We start from the raw sequence: 19,949 nt of genomic DNA on the forward strand, positions 1-19,949 counted from the left end.
CCCCCTGGTCTGTGCCCCTTGACGCGAACGCTCGTCCTAGCGGCGCTCACCGCGTAGCGAGCCGCGGAAGCGGGCGTTCGCGATGGGGTGGTGGGCTACTCGCTCACCTCGATGGTCTGGCCGTCGCTGATCGCGAGCACCGCCCGCTCTCCGTTGGCCCAGTAGGGGCCGGCGTCCAGCACCAGCACGTAGGCGGTGTACTCGCCCGCCGGCACGCTCGGGCCGACGCCGGTCCAGGACTCGTCGCAGTAGTCCCAGATATGGTGCCCGGCAGTCTGTGTGGTCTCCTCCCCGGGCGCCAGCGTGGTCTCCCGCACGTCGTCGCTGCCGAGCAGCTCGGGGGAGACGATCGCGCCGTCCTGGACGAGCACCACCTGGGTGTAGGTGTCCGCGGTCAGCTCCTCATCGGAGGTGTTCGCCAGCGTGACGTCGGTGCTCAGTCCGCCGGTCGCCCCGTCCGGGGAAGCCTGGAACGGCCCGCCGCCGAAGTCGGCGCTCACCTGCCAACCGGTCTCGGCCGACGGCGGCTGCCACGGCTGCCCGCAGGTCGGCTCATACGCCTCCGGTGCAGACAGCTGCCCGTCCCCGTCCGGGGACTCCTCGTGGTCCTCTCCCTCCGGGTCGGTGGACTCCTGCCCGTCGGTGGCGTCCTGGTCCGGGGTGTCCTCCACGGGACCGATCGCGCCGTCGGTGACCTCCACGGCCGCCGGTTCGGTCAGCCAGGAGAGATCGTCTGCGCGGAAGTCGCCGGCGTAGGCCTCGGCCGGTCCGGTGAACGCAGCCGTGCACCACGTCACGCTCACCGAGCGGCCGGTGTCGGCCTCGCCACCGGCCGGGACGAACAAGTTCGCATCTTCCCGGTCGGCTTCCCGGTCGTCCTCGCTGTAGCCCACCACCTCCCCGGTGTCCGGGTCGGTGAACAGCACGTCCACCAGGGGAGAGAGCTCCAGGTCGGTCTCTGAGGAGATCGTCACGGACACGGTCAGCTGCTCGTCGGTGCTCTCCAGCTCAGCAACCCCCAGGTCGGGGTGCGCCACGCTGCCAGCCACCTCCTCCAGCGGTTGGCCGCACCACTGCTCGTCCGGTGGATCGGTGGCCGGTGGCGGAACCGGCCGGTCCCACGGCCCACCGACCTGCCAGACCACCAGCCCGGCCGCCACGGCGGTCACCACCCCAGCCACCTGCGCCCCGGCCCGGCGGCGGCGCCGCCGGCGTACCCGCTGCACCAGGCCACCCAGGTGCGGCTCCAACGGGTTGCCGGTGTGTCGGTGGGCGTCTGCTCGCAGCAGATCCTCGATGTTCATGCCCGTTCTCCTTCCGGCTGCAGCACGGCAGCCAGCCGCTGGTTGGCCTCGTGCAGGTACCGCTTCACGGTGCCGGTGGCCAGCCCCAGCTCGTCCCCTGTCTGCTCGATCGTCAGGTCCGCGTAGTACCGCAGCACCACGCAGGCCCGTTGCCGGGGCGGCAGCGTTGTCAGCGCCCGGGCCACATCCACACGCGCCGACGTGGACTCGTCGTGGTGCACCTGGGCCGGTTCGAACAGGTGCTGTACCGCGCGCCAGCGCCTGCCCCGGCGGTAGGAGTCCAGGTAGAGGGTGACGATCGTCCGCCGCACATAGGCCTCCGCGTACTCCGGCCCCTCCTCGCTGTGCGACCGGCGGAACCGGCTGAACACCTTGGTCAGGGCGTCCTGGACCAGGTCCTCACCGTCGCTGGCGTTCCCGCACAGCAGCGTGGCGTACCGGGCCAGCGCCGCCCCACGACTGCGCACCAGCTCGGTGAGCACTGCCTCCCACGGTGCCACCATCCCCCTCCTTCTCCTCCTCGACGGGGTTCTACCCATCTCAACGCTCGCCTCGTCGCGATGGTTGGGTACGAGTTTTCGACAAGTCTTCACCAGGTGCCTTGCAGGAGCCTTTCCGCCGCCGAGCCCAGCGTTCGCGAACGCCCCCTTCCGCGGCGACACGCCGGGCAGTGGCCGCGAAGGCGGGCGTTCGCGACCAGGTGGGCGGGTGGGCAGGTTCTGCGAGGTCTGTCGGTCAAGAGTGCCAGCACACCGGTCGCGGACAGATAGACTCACCGCGTTCGTCGGATACCCCGGCGGTAAACCCATCCTGTTCGTCGAGGAGGACGGATGCTCACGCTCGGAACCACGAGCCTCGTCATCGTGTCGGTCATCGCCGCCATCGCGGTCGCAGCCCTGGTCTTTGCCGTCGTTCTCCGCAGGCAGGTGCTCGCCGCCGGCGAGGGAACCAGTGCGATGCAGACGATCGCCACCGCCATCCAGGAGGGCGCATCCGCCTACCTGAACAGGCAGTTCCGCACCCTGGCGATCTTCGCCGTCGTGGTGTTCGGGCTGCTGTTCCTCCTGCCCGGCGACACCGGCATCCGGCTGGGCCGCTCCATCGCCTTCCTCTTCGGCGCCGCCTTCTCCGCTGCGATCGGCTACCTGGGCATGTCCTTGGCCACCCGGGCGAACCTGCGCGTGGCCGCGGCCGCCACCGCACACGACGGCCGGCCCGAAGGTGCGCGCATCGCGTTCCGCACCGGCGGTGTGGTCGGCATGTGCGTGGTCGGGCTGGGCCTGGTCGGTGCCGCCGCCGTGGTGCTGATCTTCCGCGGTGACGCTCCGGCCGTGCTGGAGGGCTTCGGCTTCGGCGCCGCCCTGCTGGCCATGTTCATGCGGGTCGGCGGCGGCATCTTCACCAAGGCCGCCGACGTGGGCGCCGACCTGGTCGGCAAGGTCGAGCAGGGCATCCCCGAGGACGACCCGCGCAACGCCGCCACCATCGCCGACAACGTCGGTGACAACGTCGGCGACTGCGCGGGTATGGCCGCCGACCTGTTCGAGTCCTACGCCGTCACCCTGGTGGCCGCACTCATCCTCGGCAAGGCCACGATGGGCGAAGCAGGGCTGGTGTTCCCGCTGATCGTCACCGCCATCGGCGCACTGGTCGCCGTCCTCGGCGTGTTCATCACCAAGGTCCGGGGCAACGAGGATGGTCTGACGGCGATCTACCGCGGCTTCTACATCTCGGCTCTCGTGGGTGCCGTGCTCGCCGCGGTCGCCGCCTTCGTCTACCTGCCCTCCAGCTTCGGGGCGCTCGAGGGAGTGGGTGAGGCGCTCACCGACCACGGCGGCGACCCCCGCCTGGTCTCCGCCCTGGCCGTGGTCGTCGGCGTGGTGCTCGCCGGGGTGATCCTGGCACTGACCGGGCACTTCACCGGCACCACCGCCAAGCCGACCCGCACCGTGGCCGCCACCTCCAAGACCGGAGCCGCGACCGTGGTGCTCTCCGGCATCGGCGTCGGATTCGAGTCCGCCGTGTACACCGCCGGCATCATCGCCGCCGCCCTCTGCGCGTTGTTCCTGCTCGCCGGCGGCTCGGTCTGGCTGGCGCTGTTCCTCATCGCACTGGCCGGCTGCGGCCTGCTCACCACGGTCGGGGTGATCGTGGCGATGGACACCTTCGGCCCGGTCAGCGACAACGCCCAGGGCATCGCCGAGATGTCCGGCGACGTGGACGAAGAAGGCGCACAGATCCTCACCGACCTGGACGCAGCCGGCAACACCACCAAGGCGATCACCAAGGGCATCGCGATCGCCACCGCCGTGCTGGCCGCCACCGCACTGTTCGGCTCCTATGGGGACGCCGTCTCCACCGCGATCGCCTCCGCAGGCGCGAACGTGGCCGACATGACCGACGGGGTCGTAGCGGCGATGGTCAACTACGAGATCATCTCCCCGGTCACCCTGGTGGGCGTGATCCTCGGCGCCGCTGTGGTGTTCCTGTTCTCCGGGCTGGCCGTGGACGCGGTCACCCGGGCCGCCGGTGCGATCGTGCTCGAGGTGCGCCGCCAGTTCCAGGAGCACCCCGGCATCATGACCGGCGAGACCCGCCCGGAGTACGGCCGCGTGGTGGACATCTGCACCAAGGACTCCCTGCGGGAGCTGATCACCCCCGGTCTGCTGGCCGCCTTCTCCCCGATCGCCGTGGGCTTCGGCCTCGGCGTGGGACCGCTGGCCGGGTTCCTCGGCGGCGCGATCGCTGCTGGGGTGCTGATGGCAGTGTTCCTGGCCAACTCCGGTGGTGCCTGGGACAACGCGAAGAAGATCGTCGAGGACGGCCACTACGGCGGCAAGAACTCCGAGGCACACGCGGCCACCGTCATCGGCGACACCATCGGCGACCCGTTCAAGGACACCGCCGGTCCGGCGATCAACCCGCTGATCAAGGTGATGAACCTGGTCTCGCTGCTGATCGCCCCCGCGGTGGTGGTGATGAGCGTGCCGGCCGACGCCAACCACACGCTGCGGATCGTGATCGCCGTGGTCGCCGGGCTGATCGCAGTGGGTGCGATCATCGCCTCGAAGTTCCGCTCCTCCTCGGTGGTGATCGAGGACGGCGAAACCCAGCCTGCCGAGCAGAAGGTCGACGCCCACCGCTGACCGATCCCCGCCCGCGGGGGTGCCCTGGTGGTTGTGATCCGGCCCGATCGCAACCACCAGGGCACCCCCGTGCCACCATCAGCGCACCCTCGTGTGGTTCGGGGACGTCGGGGAGACTAGGGGAATGAGCGCACCAGTTCCCGCTGCCCGTACCGCCCTGGTCACCGGCGCCTCCCGAGGTATCGGAGCCGGTCTGGCCACCGCACTGGCCGCTGCCGGTCTGGACGTGGCCCTGCTCGCCCGCGACGGGCAGCGGCTGACCGCCGTCGCCGAGCAGGTCGAGGCGCTCGGGCGCCGCGCCGTGGTGCTCGCCGCCGACGTCACCGACCAGGTCGCGGTCGACGCTGCCGCCCGGGAGGCCCAGCTCGCCCTCGGCTCGGTCGACCTGCTGGTGAACAATGCGGGCCTGGTGGACGCCGAGGTGCCGCTGTGGGAGGCGGATCCGGACCAGTTCGCCGAGGTGCTGACCACCAACGTGTACGGCCCGTTCCTGCTCGCCCGTGCCCTGGTCCCCGGCATGCTCGCCCGCGGTGGCGGCCGTGTGATCGACCTCAGCTCCGGGGCTGGGACCCGCGACTCGGACGTGATGGCTGCCTACAACACCGCCAAGACCGCGCTCTTCCGCATCGGCGGCGGGCTGCACGCGGCGGGGTTCCACCGCGGGCTGCGCGCCTTCGAGCTCGCCCCGGGGGTGGTGGCCACGGACATGGCCACTGGGATGCAGATGCATGCCGACCGCACCGACTGGACCCCGCTGGAGGCGGTCGCCGAGCTCGCCGTGGCAATCGCCGCCGGTGAGCTGGACGCGTTGTCCGGCTGCTACCTGCGCGCCGGCACCGACACCCTCGCAGGTCTTCGCGACCGGGCTGCGACCGGTCCTCCCGCCGGACGGCGCCTGGTGGTCACCGACTGGGATGGTCGGAGCTGACCCGTACGAAGAGCATCAGGGCGGCCCCCACGGCCAGCACCAGCACGATCCCCAGGATCCCCCAGTACTGCGCCTCTCGTGCCGTGGCCAGTCCGGTGACCGCCATCCCGGCCGTGATCGCCACCGACCACATACCCGGCGCCATGAAGCTCACTGCCCGGCCAGTGGTGGCGTACAGCCCGAACACCTCGCCCTCCCGGCCGGCCGGGATGAGCCGGGCGAGGAACGTACGGGAGGCGGACTGGGCGGGCCCCACACAGATCGCCATGACCAGGCCGAGGGACCAGAACACCGTCGCTCCGCCGTCGTGCAGGAAGAAGATCGCCGTACCCAGCGCCACCATGAGGAGCAGCGACACCAGGATCACCACGCGTGGTCCCAGCGCGTCGTCCAGCCGGCCGGCCAGGATCGTGGCGATCCCGGCCACCACGTTGGCCACCACCCCGAAGATGATCACGTCTCCCGGGCTGAACCCGAACGTGCTGGCAGCGATCACCCCGGCGAAGGTGAACACCCCGGCCAGGCCGTCGCGGAACACCGCCGAGGCGAGCAGGAAGTAGACCGTGTTCCGGTCCGCCCGCCACAGGTCGGCGATCGTGCGGCCCAGGTGCACGTACGCACCGCCCAGGCGCCGCAGCCAGCCGAGCAGCGTCGCCGGCACAGCGCGCAGGCCGCGCCCACCCGGTGCGTGCTCCCGCGCGCGGGACTTCTCCCGCACGTCCCGCACCACCCGCAGCACCGGGATGGAGAAGACCAGCGTCCAGGCCGCGCAGAACAGCATGCTCACGCGCACATCCAGCCCGTCCGCACCGGTCACCCCGAACAGCCCGACCTCGGGGTTGATGAAGCCGAAGTACACGAACAGCAGCAGCACGATGCCGCCGAGGTAACCCATGCCCCAGCCCAGGCCGGAGACCCGGCCCACGTTCTCCCGGGTGGAGACCTGGGAGAGCATCGCGTTGTAGTTCACCCCGGCGAACTCGAACGCGATGTTCCCACCGGCCAGCAGCACCAGGCCGAGCCACAGGTACTCCGGGGCAGGCAGCACGAAGAACAGCCCGGCGGAGGCGAGGATCACCAGCCCGGTGTTCACCCCCAGCCACAGGGTGCGCCGCCCGGCCCGGTCCGCGCTCTGCCCGGCCACCGGCGCGAACAGGGCGATCAGCAGCCCGGCGACGGCCAGCACCGAGCCGAGCCGGCGGCCGGCCTCCGGTCCGAATGCGTCCGAGGTGATGTACACGGTGAACACGAAGGTGGTGATCACCGCGTTGAACGCCGCCGAGCCCCAGTCCCACAGGGACCAGGCGAGCACCGGCACGGACAGCAGCCGGGTCGGCCGAGTCGCCTCGGCGCCGGCCGGAGAGGGGGTGGTCATGGCCTCACCGTAGGGACTCCCCGGCTGCTCAGGGCCGATATGCCCCGGTGCGGTGAAACTGCTCGTCGAAATGGCTACGCTCAGCGACCATATCGACGAACGATCTCCGGGTAGTGGGTGGTCACCAGGCGGCGGGCACCGACCGACCCGGTGGACAGCGGCAGAAAGGGGCGGTGATGACCGCCTGGCGCACCCGCCCCACCCGACAGGTGCAGGCCCTGCGGGAGGACCTGCACGCTGCCAGGTACACCGTGGACCATCTCACCGAGCTGCTCGGCCCGGAGGCGATCGCTGCGATGGGCCGCGAGCAGGTCGTGCCCGCCGTGCGCCGCGCCCGCACCTGCACCGCCCCGGCCGCCGTGCTGGCTCGGCTGTTCGTCCTCGGCGACCAGGTGACACCGGCCGAGGTCGCCGCGGCGCTGCCCCGCTGCGCCGAGGATGCCGCGGAGCTGGGCCTGCTCGCCGCGACGCCGGGCGGGACTGTGCGGGCACTGCTGGACCTGCGCCCCGTGGACCTGGGCACCGGCCCGCTGCACCTGGCTGCCGACCTGGGCGAGGCCACCACCGGTCGCGCGGTCCAGGCCGACCACGTGCTCGGCCTGGGCGGCGCTTCCCGCACGCTGGCCGAGCTCACCGTGCCCACCCCAGCGGCGCGTGCCCTGGACCTGGGCACCGGTTCCGGGGTGCAGGCGCTGGCCCTGGCCGGTCGGTGCGCCACGGTCACCGCCACCGACATCTCTACCCGCGCGCTGGAGTACGCAGCGCTGAACGCAGATCTGAACGGAGCCAGGCTGGACCTGCGTGCTGGGTCGATGCTGGAGCCGGTGGCGGGGGAGACGTTCGACCTGATCGTGTCCAACCCGCCGTTCGTGATCACCCCACGAGCCGAGGGCGCCCTGCCTGCCTACACCTACCGGGACGCCGGCGGCACCGGGGATGCGATGGCCGAGGCGCTGGTCACCGGCCTGGGTGCGCACCTGGCTCCTGGCGGTGTGGCACAGCTGCTGCTGAACTGGGAGGTCCACGACGTGGCCGACCCGTTCGCCCGCGTGCGGGACTGGTGCGCCCGCTCCGGCCTGGATGCCTGGGTGGTCGGCCGCGAGGTCGCCGACCCGTGCGAGTATGCCGAGACGTGGCTGCGCGACGGCGGCATCACCCCGGACCGGGACCGGCAGGCCTGGGACCGTGGCTACGCCGCCTGGCTCGAGGACTTCCAGATCCGCGGGGTGCACGGTGTCGGCTTCGGCTACCTCACCCTGCACCGCCCCGCAGGCCCGGGGGACCGCCCCGCAGGCCCGGGGGACCGCCCCGCAGGCCCGGCGGGGCAGTGGCTGCGCGCCGAGGAGGTGACCGGCCCCCTGCCCGGCCCGCTGGGCCCGGCGGTCGCCGCCACCCTGACTGCCAAGGACGCCCTCGCCGGTCTGGACGATGCTGCACTGGCCGCGCTGCCGCTGACTGTGGCCCCCGACGTCACCGAGGAGCGCCACTACCGGCCTGGCAGCGCGCACCCGGAGGTGATCGTGCTGCACCAGGGCGGTGGGTTCGGCCGTAGCGTTCGCGCGGACACGGCGCTGGCGGCAGTGGTCGGTGCCAGCGACGGCGAGCTCACCCCCGCTCAGGCCGCCGCCGGTGTGGCCGTGCTCACCGACACGGCGCCGGAGGCGGTGCTGGAGAGTGTGATTGCTGACATTCGCGGCCTGGTCCTTGACGGTTTCCTGCACCTACCGGGTTACCGTGAGGAATGACCACTGTGCTGCCGACCCAGTCGAATGCTGCGCCTCCGAGCCCCGAGCACCGCTCCACCTGGCCGGCGGTCGTGGCGCGCCTGTGCGCTGCTGTGGTCTGCGCCGCACTGGTGCTGGTGCTGCACCAGCTGTTCGTCGCCACCGGCCCCGGGCAGCGGTGGGACGAGTCGTTCGCGCTGTCGGTGAACGGCTCCGACGGGCCGTTGAGCCGACTGGGGCTGTTCTTCCTGCGGGAGGTGAGCCCGTTGGTGCTGCTCGGAGCGCTGGTGGTCGCGGTGCTGGTGGCGCTGGCTCGTCGCCGGGCCCGCGAGGCGGTGGGCGCCGTGCTGCTGATGCTCGTGGCCAACGTCTCCACCCAGGTGCTCAAGCACTTCCTGCTGGACCGGCCCGACCTGGGCGTGACCTACGACCTGGCGAACTCCTTCCCGTCCGGGCACACCACCGCTGCGACCACGGTGCTCGCCGTGCTCGTGCTGGCGGCGCCGCGCGGCTGGCGCCCGGTGGTGCTCGCCGTCGGCGGGCTGTACCCGGTGCTGTGCGGGTGGGGCACGCTGGTGGACGGGTGGCACCGCCCCTCGGACGTGCTCGCAGCGTTCGCAGTGGTCGCCACCTGGTACTTCCTGGTGCGCGCAGTGCTCCTGTGGAGCCACCCTGAGCCCGAGGCGCAGCGGTAGCAGGACGGCGTTGCGCACCGTGCGTGAGCTCGGTGGGCTGTGCTGGTGTAGAGCCCGGCCGGTGACGGCGTAGGGTGTGGGGTGCTCCCCGGAGGTCCCCGAGGTGCGCGGCGCGATTTTCCCGCAGCGGGTTACCATGCGCACCGGGACGGACGTTCAGCGGCAGGAGGTCGCCGCACGGAGTGCCCCACGTGCCGGTCCGGCACGTAGTCGTGGAGAAGGAAGGTTCGCGTGAGCACTGCCCGCAAGCTGGTGATCGTGGAGTCCCCGGCCAAGGCGCGCACCATCGCCGGCTATCTGGGGTCAGGCTTCGAGGTCGAGGCCAGCGTGGGCCACATCCGAGACCTGGCGCAACCCTCCGAGCTGCCTGCGGAGATGAAGAAGGGGCCGTACAAGAAGTTCGCGATCGACGTCGAGAACGGCTTCGAGCCCTACTACGTGGTGGACGCGGACAAGAAGAAGAAGGTCACCGAGCTGAAGAAGCTCCTCAAGGAAGCCGACGAGCTCTACCTCGCCACCGATGAGGACCGTGAGGGGGAAGCGATCGCGTGGCACCTGCTCGAGGTGCTCAAGCCGAAGGTCCCGGTCAAGCGGATGGTGTTCCACGAGATCACCCGGGAGGCGATCGACCGGGCACTGACCTCTACCCGGGACCTGGACACCCGGTTGGTGGACGCCCAGGAGACCCGTCGGCTGCTGGACCGGCTGTATGGCTACGAGGTGTCCCCGGTGCTCTGGCGCAAGGTCCGCCAGGGGCTGAGCGCCGGACGGGTGCAGTCCGTGGCCACCCGGATGGTGGTCGAGCGGGAGCGGGAGCGGATGGCCTTCCGCGCCGCCGAGTACTGGGACGTGCGCGGCGAGTTCACCGGCGGTCGCGGCAGCACTGCAGGCACCACCTTCGGCGCCCGGCTGGTGTCGGTGGACGGCACCCGGGTGGCCACCGGCAAAGACTTCCGAGACGACGCCACGCTGCGCACGAAGAACGTGCTGCACCTGGACGAGCAGGCCGCCCACGGACTGGTCAGCGCACTCGAGGACGCCCAGGTGGCGGTCACCTCGGTGGAGGAGAAGCCCTACACCCGCCGCCCGGCGGCCCCGTTCACCACCTCCACGCTGCAGCAGGAGGCATCCCGCAAGCTGCGGATGAACTCCCGGCAGACGATGCGCCTGGCGCAGGGACTGTACGAGAACGGTTACATCACCTACATGCGGACCGACTCTGCGGCGTTGTCCAGGCAGGCGATCGCCGCCGCCCGCAGGCAGGCGGGAGACCTGTACGGGCCGGAGTTCGTCCCGGACAAGCCACGCACCTACGCCGCCCGGTCCAAGGGTGCTCAGGAAGCGCACGAGGCGATCCGGCCCGCCGGTGACTCCTTCCGCACCCCGGCCCAGGTCTCCGGGGCGCTGCGCGGGGACGAGTTCCGGCTGTACGAGCTGATCTGGAAGCGTACGGTCGCCTCGCAGATGGCCGACGCCCGCGGCTCCACCGCCTCGGTGCGGCTGGCCGGCACGGCCGCCGACGGCCGTGTGGCGGAGTTCGCCGCCTCCGGCACGGTGATCACCTTCCGCGGCTTCCTCGCCGCCTACGAGGAGGGCAGGGACGCGGGCCGGTACGAGGAGGGCGACGGCAAGAGCGCCCGGCTGCCGGACCTGCAGTCGGGGGACGAGGTGGCTACCGAGTCGCTCACCGCCGACGGGCACGAGACCTCCCCGCCGCCGCGGTACACCGAGGCGAGCCTGGTCAAGGCGCTGGAGGAACGGGGCATCGGCCGCCCGTCCACCTATGCGGCCACCATCTCGGTGATCACCGACCGCGGCTACGTGCTGCGCCGCGGCCAGGCGCTGGTGCCCAGCTGGACGGCGTTCTCGGTGATCCGGTTGCTCGAGGAGCACTTCCCCCGGCTGATCGACTACGACTTCACTGCCGAGATGGAGTCCGACCTGGACCGCATCGCTGCCGGTGAGGCCGACCGGGTCGAATGGCTGGCCGGGTTCTACTTCGGACGGGACGGTGCCGAGGGCCTGCAGACGCTGGTGCAGGACCTGGGTGAGATCGACGCCCGGCAGATCAACTCCATCGAGCTCGGCGAGGGCATCACGCTGCGGGTGGGCCGGTACGGCCCCTACCTGGAGGGCCCACCGGAGAAGGAGGGCGGGCAGGCCCGACGCGCCTCGGTACCGGACGACATCGCCCCAGACGAGCTCACCCTGGAGCGCGCCGAGGAGCTGTTCGCCGCCAGCGCCGAGGACGGTCGCGAGCTCGGCGTCGACCCGGACACCGGGCACACCATCATCGCCAGGACTGGCCGGTTCGGCCCGTACGTGACCGAGGTGCTGCCGGAGGTTGACAGTGCTGCGGAGGCGTCCGCCAAGGGGAAGAAGAAGGCCGCCAGGCCCAAGCCCCGCACGGCTTCGCTGTTCAAGAGCATGGACCTGGCCACCGTGGACCTGCCCACTGCGCTGCGGTTGCTGTCTCTACCGCGGGTGGTAGGCACCGACCCGGAGTCCGGTGAGGAGATCACCGCCCAGAACGGCCGCTACGGCCCCTACCTGAAGAAGGGCACCGACTCTCGGTCGCTGACCGAGGAGGAGCAGATCTTCGACCTCACCCTGGAGCAGGCGCTGGAGATCTACGCCCAGCCCAAGCGGGGCCGCCGAGCCAGCAGCGCCAAGGCGCTCAAGGAGTTCGGCGAGGACCCGGTGTCCGGGAAGAAGGTGGTGGTCAAGGACGGCCGGTTCGGACCGTACGTCACCGACGGCACCACGAACGCCACCCTGCGCCAGGCCGACCCGGTGGAGACCCTGACCGCAGACCGAGCGTACGAGCTGATCGCGGAGAAGCGGGCCAAGGGGCCGGCGAAGAAGTCCAGGAGACCGGCCAGGAAGTCCACTGCGAAGAAGTAGTCGGGAGATCGACGGTCATACGGCACGCACCGGGCCCGCAGCCACCGGGCGACCCGCGTCTCGGAACCTGACTCGCTGAGACCGGAGGCCGGCAGCAACCTGGGAGTCGCGGTACGGGCCGTGCGGCACGAAGGTCGACGGCGCTACGCCGCGGCGCCCGCAAGCACGGGTGCCCGGTGTCGTTGGTGTCCACAGCCCTGCAGGGGTGCCACCGAGACGCAGGTGAGGCGCACCCCCGACCGGATCGCGCTGAGTGCGGAACGGTCAGCTGCTGCAGTAGCGAACCAGCGGTGTGGCAGGGGTGAGCCGCCCCTGCCGCACGAGCTGGGCACGGTGGCGACGATCCACGCCCCGGGCCTCCAGCTCTGCGATGGAGTAGAGGCCGACCTCGTGGCCAGCTGGGACGGTTCGACCATGCCGACCAGGGTGCCTGAGTCGGCGGGACCGCTGCCGGGGGGGGCTGTGGACAGACCAGCCGCGGCTACTGGTCCAGCAGCTCCTCGAGCTGGTCGAAACCGTCGGCCATGCCCTGCTCCATCCCGGAGGCGACCATGCCGTCCCGCGCCTCCAGGGACGGATAGACAGCGTGCCCGGTGAGCCGGCTGCGCCCGCCACCGAGGTCCTCGAAGTGCAGGGTCTCGATGCTCACCACGTCCGGGTAGCCGAGGAACTCGAAGGTCTGGATGGCGATCTCGTTCTCCCGGACGACATGCAGCGTCCCGCGGAAGCGGTACTCGTTGCCGTCTGGGTCGATGTGGGTGTAGGCGTAGGATCCGCCGGTGTAGAAGTCGTAGCGGTCCACCCGCATCTCATACCCTCGCGGGCCGAGCCACTGCACCACCAGGTCACGGTCGGCGTAGGCGCGGAAGAGGGTCGCCACCGGGTGGTCGAACTCCCGGGTGAAGTCGATGAACGGCAGCCCGTCGGGGGCGGTCACGGTCAGAGCGGTGCTCATGATGGTCTCCTTCGTGTGTCCGGGGCGCGGTCGCGCCCGGGGGTGGAGTCCTGGTCCAGGAGTCGGTCCAGGTTCCGGAACTGGCTCTCCTTGACCAGGCGGTAGCGGTCGATCCAGGCGGTCATCGCCTCCAGGCGTTCCGGGACGAGGTGCACGGGCCGGCGTTGCGCCTCCCGCGTGCGGGCGACCAGACCGGCCTGTTCCAGCACCTGGATGTGCTTGGAGATGGCCTGCGTGGAGATCGGGAACGGCTCGGCGAGCTCGTTGACTGTGGCGGGCCCTCGGCTCAGGCGGGCGATCAGGTGCCGCCGCACTGGGTCGGCCAGGGCCATGAACCCGCGGTTCAGGTCTGCCTCGGTCACTGCGCGCTCGGTCACGATCCGCTCCCCACTTGCCAACCATATGGTTGATAAACCTTATGGTTGAATAATGGTGTGGGATGTCGCTGTCGATGTCAAGGGTTCGGCAGCGCACGGCTGAGACAAGGCATCGGTGCCTGCTGCCGGACCTCTAGGCTGGGCGCCATGTCGAGCCATGACGCTTCCTTCGGACCTGACCCCGCTGCTGCTCCGCCGCTGCGCTGGGGCATCCTCGGCCCGGGCGGTATCGCCCGCCGCTTCGCCCGGGACGTCCCAGCGCACACCGCCTCGTCCGTGGTCGCGGTCGGCTCCCGCAGCGCGGCCCGTGCCCAGGCGTTCGCCAGCGAACATGCCATCCCGACGGCACATGCGAGCTATGCCGAGCTGGTCGCCGATCCGCAGGTCGAGGCGGTCTACATCGCCACCCCGCACTCGGAGCACCTGGAGCATGCGCTGCTCGCCCTGCAGGCGGGCAAGCCGGTGCTGGTGGAGAAGTCGCTCACTCGCAACGCGGCAGAGGCCCGTCAGCTGTTCGACACCGCCGCCGAGTGTGGGCTGTTCGCGATGGAGGCGATGTGGACCCGGTTCCTGCCGCACATGGTCGCCTTGCGTGAGCTGCTCGCCGCCGGTGAGATCGGACAGGTCCGCATGCTCACCGCCGAGCACGGGCAGGGGTTGGACCACGTCCCCGCCACGCACCGGCTGAAGAACCCGGACCTGGCCGGCGGGGCCATGCTCGACCTGACCGTCTACCCCATCTCCTTCGCCCACGACGTGCTCGGGGTCCCCGACGAGGTGTGCGCCCTGGGTACGTTGACCGAGACTGGTGTGGACGCCAGCGAGTCGATCACGCTGCGCTACGGCGGGCATGCGCTGGCCATCCTCGGTGCCAGCATGACCGCAGCCACCCCGAACGCGGCGGTGGTGACTGGCAGCCAGGGGCGGGTGGAGATCGCCGGGACCTTCTACGCCCCGTCCACACTGACCATCCGACCCCGCGAGGGGCAGGTGCGCCAGGTGAGTCCCGCCGTCGGCAGCGGGTTCGAGTACCAGGCCGCGGAGGTGGCCCGGCGCGTGCACGCGGGGGAGCGGGAGTCGCCGGTGCACTCCTGGGCGGGCACGGTCGAGGTGATGGCGACCATGGACGAGGCGCGCCGTCAGCTCGGCGTACGCCTGCCGGGAGAGTGAGGGGCTGGGGACGGCGCCGCCTGCTGTGGGTGGTCCCGGTTAGGGTGCTCGGGTGAGCGGACTCTTCATCTCCTTCGAGGGTGGCGACGGCGCGGGCAAGACCACCCAGCTGGCCCACCTGGCCGAGTGGGTCGCCCAGGCGACTGGCCGGGAGGTGGTGCGCACCTTCGAGCCGGGCGGCACCGAGCTGGGCCGCACGCTGCGCCAGGTGCTGCTGCACGGGTCGGACATCGACGCCCGCACCGAGGCGCTGCTATTCGCCGCCGACCGCGCCCACCACGTGGCCTCGCTGGTCCGTCCGGCGCTGGAGCGGGGCGCCGTGGTGCTCACCGACCGGTATCTGGACTCCTCGGTGGCCTACCAGGGCGGGGGCCGGGAGCTGTCCGCCGAGCAGGTGGAGGAGCTGTCCCTGTTCGCCACCGACCACCTGCTGCCGGACGTGACCGTGCTGCTCGACCTGGACCCGGCGCACCTGCCGCAGCGCCTGACGCACGACCCGGACCGGTTGGAGCGCGCCGGCGGGGAGTTCCACACTCGTACCCGGCAGGCGTTCCTGGACCGGGCTGCCCAGGATCCGCAGCGCTGGCTGGTGCTGGACGCGTCCCGCAGCGTGGAGGAGCTGGCCGCCGCGACCCGGGCCCGGGTCGCCCCGCTGCTCGGAATCTCCCCCGAAGCGGGCCGTCATGCTGAGAGTGCGCCAGAGCGCACCCGTGGCACGACGACCCGGGGGGAGGGGGACCGGTGAGCGTCTGGGGCGGCCTGGTCGGGCAGGAGCAGGCGATCGAGACGCTCGCCACTGCCGTGGCCAGCCCGACAGCGATGACGCACGCCTGGCTGATCACCGGGCCGCCTGGATCGGGACGGTCCGTAGCCGCCCGGGCGTTCGCCGCCGCCCTGCAGGACCCGGCGGACACGGCCGGCGAGGGGCACCAGGTACGTACTGTGCTTGCCGGCACGCACGCCGACGTGACCGTGCTGAGCACCGACAAACCGAGCTTCGCCATCGACGAGGTACGCGACTGGGTGCTGCTCGCCCAGCGGTCCCCCTCCCAGGGTCGCTACCGGGTGCTGATCGTCGAGGACGCCGATCGGATGCTGGAGCGCACCTCGAACGTGCTGCTGAAGGCGATCGAGGAGCCGCCGGAACGTACGGTGTGGATCCTGTGCGCACCGAGCCCGGTGGACGTGCTGCCCACGATCCGCTCCCGGTGCCGGCTGGTGAACCTGCGGGTGCCGCCGGTGCAGGCGGTCGCGGACCTGCTGCACACCCGTGACGGCGTGCCGCCCGAGCTCGCGCTGGAGTGTGCGCGGGCGGCGCAGTCGCACATCGGCGTGGCCCGCCGGCTCGCGCTGTACCCGGAGGAACGAGCCTATCGGCGCAAGGTGTTGCACCTGGCTACCGGGATCCGGGGTGTGGGTGATGCTGTCCTGGCCGCCCAGGAGCTGGTCGAGGACGCCACCGAGCAGTCCAAGGCCGCCACGGCTGAGCGAGACGGTGCGGAGCGAGCTGCGCTGCTGCGTGCCCTCGGTGTGGAGGAGGGTGCGCGGGTGCCGCCGGCGCTGCGCGCACAGGTGCGGGCCCTGGAGGAGGACCAGAAGCGCCGTGCGAAGCGGGCGTTGACCGACCTGCTGGACCGATCGATGGTCGACCTGCTCTCCTTCTACCGGGACGTGCTGGTCACCCAGCTGCAGACCGGCTCCGAGCTGGTGAACACTGCCGAGGCCGAGGCGGTGGCCGAGCAGGCCCGCAGCACCACCCCGGAGCAGTCGCTGCGCCGGATGGCGGCCGTCGGGCTCGCTCGGGACCGGCTCGCTACCAACGCCGCTCCGCTGCTGACTGTCGAGGCGCTCGCGGTGGCGCTGCGACCGCAGGGCTGAGGATGCAGGCGCCATGCATAGACTGCGGCCTGTGGTCATGAGAACAACGCGACCGGTCGCCGCTGCGCTGGCAACGCTCGCCGCAGCAGCCCTGCTCGCCGGGTGCGCCGCCGCTGCGCCGATGGTCCAGCCCGCCGCCGGAGCCGCACCGTTCCCAGAAGAGCTGGAGACCTACTACACCCAGGAGCTCGACTGGAGCGAGTGCGGTGACGGCTTCGAGTGCGCCGACGTCACCGTGCCGATGGACTACGACGAACCGGACGGGGAGACGATCTCCATCGCCGTCAAGGTGTTGCAGGCCGGTGGGGAGTCGCTCGGCGCGCTGTTCATCAACCCCGGCGGTCCCGGCGGCTCCGGGATCGAGCTGGTGGAGAACGCGTCCTCCACCTTCGGCGACCCACTGCTGGAGAGCTACGACATCGTCGGGTTCGACCCGCGCGGTGTGGGCGCCTCCACTGCGGTCCGCTGCTACGACAGCGCTCAGCTGGACGACCTGTTCTCGCGCACCTACGACCTGACCACCGACCGCGGTTTCGATCGGTACCTGTCCGACCTGACCGCCTACGGCGAGGCATGCGAGGCGAACACCGGCGAGCTCGTCCACCACCTGGACACGGTCACAGCGGCACGGGACCTGGACGTGCTCCGGGCCGCGCTGCACCAGCCCCAGCTCACCTACCTGGGCTACTCCTACGGCACGTTCCTCGGCGCCATCTACGCCGAGCACTTCCCGGACAGCGTGGGCCGGCTGGTGCTGGACGGTGCCGTCGACCCGTCGCTGAACTATGCCGAGATCACCCAGGGGCAGATTGCCGGGTTCGATGTGGCCTACCGGTCCTACCTCGAGGACTGCCTGAGCTCGGCCGACTGCCCGTTCACCGGAGACGTCGACGCCGCGGTGCACCAGACGACCCAGCTGGTCCACCAGCTCGCCGACACGCCCGCACCTAGCGGTGACCCGGAGCGACCGGTCACCGACTCCGACCTGTACAACGCGATCGTAATCGCCTTGTACAGCCCGGACTCCTGGCCGGTGCTGACCAGCGCGATGGCCGCCCTGATCAACAACGACGACGGCGCTCAGATCCGATTCTTGGCCGACGTCGCCATGGAGCGTGACGACAACGGTGAGTACCCCGAGGACGAGGGCGCCTTCCGGCTCATCGACTGCTCGGACTACCCGGTGGAGCTGGACCAGCAGCGCTCCCGCGAGCTCGCGGAGGAGAACGCGGAGATCTCCGAGCTGTTCGGTGAGGCGTTCAGCTATGGAGAGGTCGGCTGCGCTGCGATGCCGATCACCTCGGACGCGGTGCGGGAGCCGATCCACGCCGAAGGCACCCCGCCGATCGTGGTGATCGGCACCACGCGCGACCCCGCCACCCCGTATGACTGGGCTGAGTCGCTGGCCGAGCAGCTCGACTCCGGTGTGCTGATCGGCTACGAGGGTGACGGCCACACCGCCTACGGTGGGGTCAGCAGCTGTGTGGACACTGCCGTGGAGTCGTTCCTGATCGACGGTGTGGTGCCCGAGGACGGGCTGAGGTGCTGACCTGCTTCTTCGTGGGTCGCGAACGCTCTGGTTCGCGGATCCCGGCCGGGTTCTCGCCGCGAAGGCGGGCGTTCGCGACCCAGGGCCGGGGCGAGGTATGCTCCAGACCACCGCGTTTTGCTCGCCGGTCCGGGCGCCGGGTACAGTAGGCCCGCCGTTCCTGGCACGCCGCCTTAGCTCAGTCGGCAGAGCGTCTCACTCGTAATGAGAAGGTCGTGAGTTCGATTCTCACAGGCGGCTCCATAGTCCCAGGCCAGGGCGCTGCTCGGACCTGGGACCTTGTCTGCCCAGGGCCAGCAGCAGAACGGTCGGCGCCCACCAACCGCGGCCAGCGTGCTCGCTCACCAAGATGTCCGCGCAATCAAGGGGCGGCAGGTCAGCGCCGGTGCTAGCGTCGGGTGCTCCGGGGGTACACCAGGCGTCCCTCCCGACCGGAGCAGGCGGCCGGGAGGGACGCCGTCCTACGTGTGACGGCGGCATCGTTCCGGCTAGCGGCGACCTGCCGCTGGCTCGCTTCGGCTGCCGTATTCTGCGGAAGAAGCGTGCGCACTCGTGCATCCCGCCTCGAAGTGTCAAAGTGGAATCAGCGCGCACCCGGTTCTGGTCCGATCGCGGGTCCAGGGGGAGCGGGTCGCTCGATCCCTAGGAGGAGATCATGACGCACACTGACCTGCTGATCGTGGGGGCCGGACTGGCCGCTGCCTCGCTGGTGGACGAGCTTCGGGACGCCGGGGACGAGCGAAGTGTGCTGGTAGTCGGGGACGAGAACGAGCGGCCCTACGAACGCCCTGGCCTGTCCAAGGGTGTGCTCCTCGGGAACGATCCGATGGAGTCGGTCTACGTGCACGAGGCCGACCACTACGACAGCCGCAGCGTGCAGACCAGCTGGGATGACGCCGTCGAGAGCATCGACCCGGACAACCGCACCGCACGCCTGGCCTCCGGGACCGAGGTGAGCTATACGGACCTCGTGCTGGCCACCGGTGCCACACCGCGCCGCCTGCCGATCGAGGGGATGGACCTGCCCGGGGTGCACACGCTGCGCCGTATGCCGGACTCAGCGGCGATCAAGGCCACCTTCGGTGAGGGCAAGCACCTGGTGATCATCGGTGCCGGCTGGATCGGCCTGGAGGTGGCGGCCGCGGCGCGGCAGGCGGGTACCGAGGTGACCGTGCTGGAGATGGCCACAGTTCCGCTGGCGGGACCGCTCGGCCCACAGCTGGGGGAGTACTTCGGCCGGCTGCACACCGACCATGGTGTGGACCTGCGCACCGGCATGTCTGCCGCCGCGATCGAGGGCACCGATGCCGTCACCGGTGTGCGGGTGGGGATGGAGACCGTGCCGGCCGATGCGGTGGTGGTGGCCGTCGGGGCGGCGCCGAACACGAAGCTTGCCGAGTCTGCAGAGCTGGACGTCGACAACGGGATCCTGGTCGACGAGCGGCTGCGCGCCGGGGACAACATCTACGCGATCGGGGACGTGGCCAATGCGGTGAACACTGCGCTCGGTGAACGGATCCGGGTGGAGCACTGGGACAACGCCATTCGGCAGGGCAAGCTGGCCGCCCGGGTGCTGGTCGGCTCCGACGACGTCTACGACTGGCAGCCCTACTTCTTCACCGACCAGTACGACCTGGGCATGGAGTACGTGGGCCGCAGCACCCCGGCGGACGAGGTAGTGACCCGCGGTGACATCGACTCCGGGGAGTTCCTCGCGTTCTGGCTGCGCTCCGGGGTGCTCACCGCGGCGATGAACGTGAACATCTGGGACGTCTCGGACCAGCTGCGTGAGCACATCGGCCGGGAGATCGACCCGGCCCGGCTCGCCGACCCGCAGGTGCCGATCGAGGACCTCTGACCGGTCAGCCAGGGACGTCGGGTCGCACGGCTGGATGGTCTTCTCCAACCGCGCGACCTCGCGCTCGCGGTACAACCTGCCGCGCC

The 19,949-nt window shown here is 70.9% G+C and carries 15 protein-coding genes and 1 tRNA gene; 11 read left to right on the forward strand and 5 right to left on the reverse strand.

Features of this window, described 5'->3' with window-relative positions; genetic code table 11:
• Nucleotides 1–95 precede the first annotated feature (95 nt).
• Nucleotides 96–1,304, reverse strand: coding sequence for a hypothetical protein (locus K338_RS0111775; protein WP_022918374.1), 1,209 nt, complete (start codon nt 1,302–1,304; stop codon nt 96–98).
• The gene (locus K338_RS22265; RefSeq protein WP_022918375.1) at nt 1,301–1,807 is read right to left on the reverse strand and encodes a sigma-70 family RNA polymerase sigma factor; all 507 of its coding nucleotides are present in this window, start codon (nt 1,805–1,807) and stop codon (nt 1,301–1,303) included. The genes K338_RS0111775 and K338_RS22265 overlap by 4 nt, the downstream gene beginning before the upstream one ends.
• A 327-nt stretch (nt 1,808–2,134) precedes the next feature.
• Here K338_RS22265 and K338_RS0111785 point away from each other — a divergent pair, with 327 nt between their 5' ends.
• Both K338_RS0111785 and K338_RS22270 read left to right on the forward strand, forming a co-directional pair.
• Nucleotides 2,135–4,450, forward strand: coding sequence for a sodium-translocating pyrophosphatase (locus tag K338_RS0111785; protein ID WP_022918376.1), 2,316 nt, complete (start codon nt 2,135–2,137; stop codon nt 4,448–4,450).
• A 124-nt stretch (nt 4,451–4,574) separates the two neighbouring features.
• Nucleotides 4,575–5,378, forward strand: coding sequence for an SDR family NAD(P)-dependent oxidoreductase (locus K338_RS22270; protein WP_022918377.1), 804 nt, complete (start codon nt 4,575–4,577; stop codon nt 5,376–5,378).
• Here the strand turns inward: K338_RS22270 and K338_RS22275 are convergent.
• A complete protein-coding gene (locus K338_RS22275; protein ID WP_022918378.1) occupies nt 5,353–6,753 on the reverse strand; it encodes an MFS transporter in 1,401 nt (466 codons plus the stop codon). The two genes, K338_RS22270 and K338_RS22275, sit on opposite strands and share 26 nt — an antisense overlap.
• A gap of 176 nt (nt 6,754–6,929) precedes the next feature.
• Here K338_RS22275 and K338_RS0111800 point away from each other — a divergent pair, with 176 nt between their 5' ends.
• The 3 genes from K338_RS0111800 (at nt 6,930) to topA (ending at nt 12,076) form a co-directional block, all read left to right on the forward strand.
• Entirely contained in the window at nt 6,930–8,498 is a 1,569-nt protein-coding gene (locus tag K338_RS0111800; RefSeq protein WP_027286757.1) for a DUF7059 domain-containing protein, read from the forward strand.
• The gene (locus tag K338_RS22280) at nt 8,495–9,172 is read left to right on the forward strand and encodes a phosphatase PAP2 family protein (protein WP_051154787.1); all 678 of its coding nucleotides are present in this window, start codon (nt 8,495–8,497) and stop codon (nt 9,170–9,172) included. The genes K338_RS0111800 and K338_RS22280 overlap by 4 nt, the downstream gene beginning before the upstream one ends.
• Before the next feature lie 231 nt (nt 9,173–9,403).
• Nucleotides 9,404–12,076 carry a type I DNA topoisomerase gene (topA, locus tag K338_RS0111810; protein WP_022918380.1) on the forward strand — a complete coding sequence of 891 codons (2,673 nt, stop codon included), beginning with the start codon at nt 9,404–9,406 and terminating at the stop codon, nt 12,074–12,076.
• Nucleotides 12,077–12,557: 481 nt separating this feature from the next.
• On the opposite strand, the gene K338_RS0111815 is transcribed toward topA, so the two are convergent.
• Entirely contained in the window at nt 12,558–13,031 is a 474-nt protein-coding gene (locus K338_RS0111815) for an SRPBCC family protein (RefSeq protein ID WP_022918381.1), read from the reverse strand.
• Complete coding sequence (locus tag K338_RS0111820; RefSeq protein WP_051154798.1) at nt 13,028–13,363, reverse strand: ArsR/SmtB family transcription factor; 336 nt, start codon at nt 13,361–13,363, stop codon at nt 13,028–13,030. Before K338_RS0111820 ends, K338_RS0111815 begins: the two co-directional genes overlap by 4 nt.
• A gap of 192 nt (nt 13,364–13,555) precedes the next feature.
• On the opposite strand from K338_RS0111820, the gene K338_RS0111825 reads away from it, so the two are divergent.
• The 6 genes from K338_RS0111825 (at nt 13,556) to K338_RS0111850 (ending at nt 19,863) form a co-directional block, all read left to right on the forward strand.
• Complete coding sequence (locus K338_RS0111825) at nt 13,556–14,578, forward strand: Gfo/Idh/MocA family protein (RefSeq protein WP_022918383.1); 1,023 nt, start codon at nt 13,556–13,558, stop codon at nt 14,576–14,578.
• Nucleotides 14,579–14,630: 52 nt separating this feature from the next.
• Nucleotides 14,631–15,323, forward strand: coding sequence for a dTMP kinase (gene tmk / locus K338_RS22285; protein WP_022918384.1), 693 nt, complete (start codon nt 14,631–14,633; stop codon nt 15,321–15,323).
• A complete protein-coding gene (locus tag K338_RS0111835; protein ID WP_022918385.1) occupies nt 15,320–16,456 on the forward strand; it encodes a DNA polymerase III subunit delta' in 1,137 nt (378 codons plus the stop codon). The genes tmk and K338_RS0111835 overlap by 4 nt, the downstream gene beginning before the upstream one ends.
• Nucleotides 16,457–16,493: 37 nt before the next feature.
• A complete protein-coding gene (locus K338_RS0111840; RefSeq protein WP_022918386.1) occupies nt 16,494–18,005 on the forward strand; it encodes an alpha/beta hydrolase in 1,512 nt (503 codons plus the stop codon).
• Between the two features lie 167 nt (nt 18,006–18,172).
• Nucleotides 18,173–18,248: transfer RNA gene (locus tag K338_RS0111845), tRNA-Thr, on the forward strand.
• Between the two features lie 412 nt (nt 18,249–18,660).
• Nucleotides 18,661–19,863: an NAD(P)/FAD-dependent oxidoreductase gene (locus tag K338_RS0111850; protein ID WP_022918387.1), complete on the forward strand. Its 1,203-nt coding sequence runs from the start codon at nt 18,661–18,663 to the stop codon at nt 19,861–19,863.
• Nucleotides 19,864–19,949 lie beyond the last annotated feature (86 nt).

Origin of the sequence: Ruania albidiflava DSM 18029 (genome assembly GCF_000421225.1) — a bacterium.
Taxonomy (GTDB): Bacteria; Actinomycetota; Actinomycetes; order Actinomycetales; family Beutenbergiaceae; genus Ruania; species Ruania albidiflava.

Coding starts and splice junctions, on each gene's coding strand:
- K338_RS0111800 (WP_027286757.1), top strand. CDS start 6,930: ATGACCGCCTGGCGCACCCGCCCCACCCGACAGGTGCAGGCCCTGCGG.
- K338_RS0111840 (WP_022918386.1), top strand. CDS start 16,494: ATGAGAACAACGCGACCGGTCGCCGCTGCGCTGGCAACGCTCGCCGCA.
- K338_RS22270 (WP_022918377.1), top strand. CDS start 4,575: ATGAGCGCACCAGTTCCCGCTGCCCGTACCGCCCTGGTCACCGGCGCC.
- K338_RS0111825 (WP_022918383.1), top strand. CDS start 13,556: ATGTCGAGCCATGACGCTTCCTTCGGACCTGACCCCGCTGCTGCTCCG.
- K338_RS0111850 (WP_022918387.1), top strand. CDS start 18,661: ATGACGCACACTGACCTGCTGATCGTGGGGGCCGGACTGGCCGCTGCC.
- K338_RS0111775 (WP_022918374.1), bottom strand. CDS start 1,304: ATGAACATCGAGGATCTGCTGCGAGCAGACGCCCACCGACACACCGGC.
- K338_RS0111785 (WP_022918376.1), top strand. CDS start 2,135: ATGCTCACGCTCGGAACCACGAGCCTCGTCATCGTGTCGGTCATCGCC.
- K338_RS22280 (WP_051154787.1), top strand. CDS start 8,495: ATGACCACTGTGCTGCCGACCCAGTCGAATGCTGCGCCTCCGAGCCCC.
- K338_RS0111820 (WP_051154798.1), bottom strand. CDS start 13,363: ATGGCCCTGGCCGACCCAGTGCGGCGGCACCTGATCGCCCGCCTGAGC.
- K338_RS22275 (WP_022918378.1), bottom strand. CDS start 6,753: ATGACCACCCCCTCTCCGGCCGGCGCCGAGGCGACTCGGCCGACCCGG.
- K338_RS22265 (WP_022918375.1), bottom strand. CDS start 1,807: ATGGTGGCACCGTGGGAGGCAGTGCTCACCGAGCTGGTGCGCAGTCGT.
- K338_RS0111815 (WP_022918381.1), bottom strand. CDS start 13,031: ATGAGCACCGCTCTGACCGTGACCGCCCCCGACGGGCTGCCGTTCATC.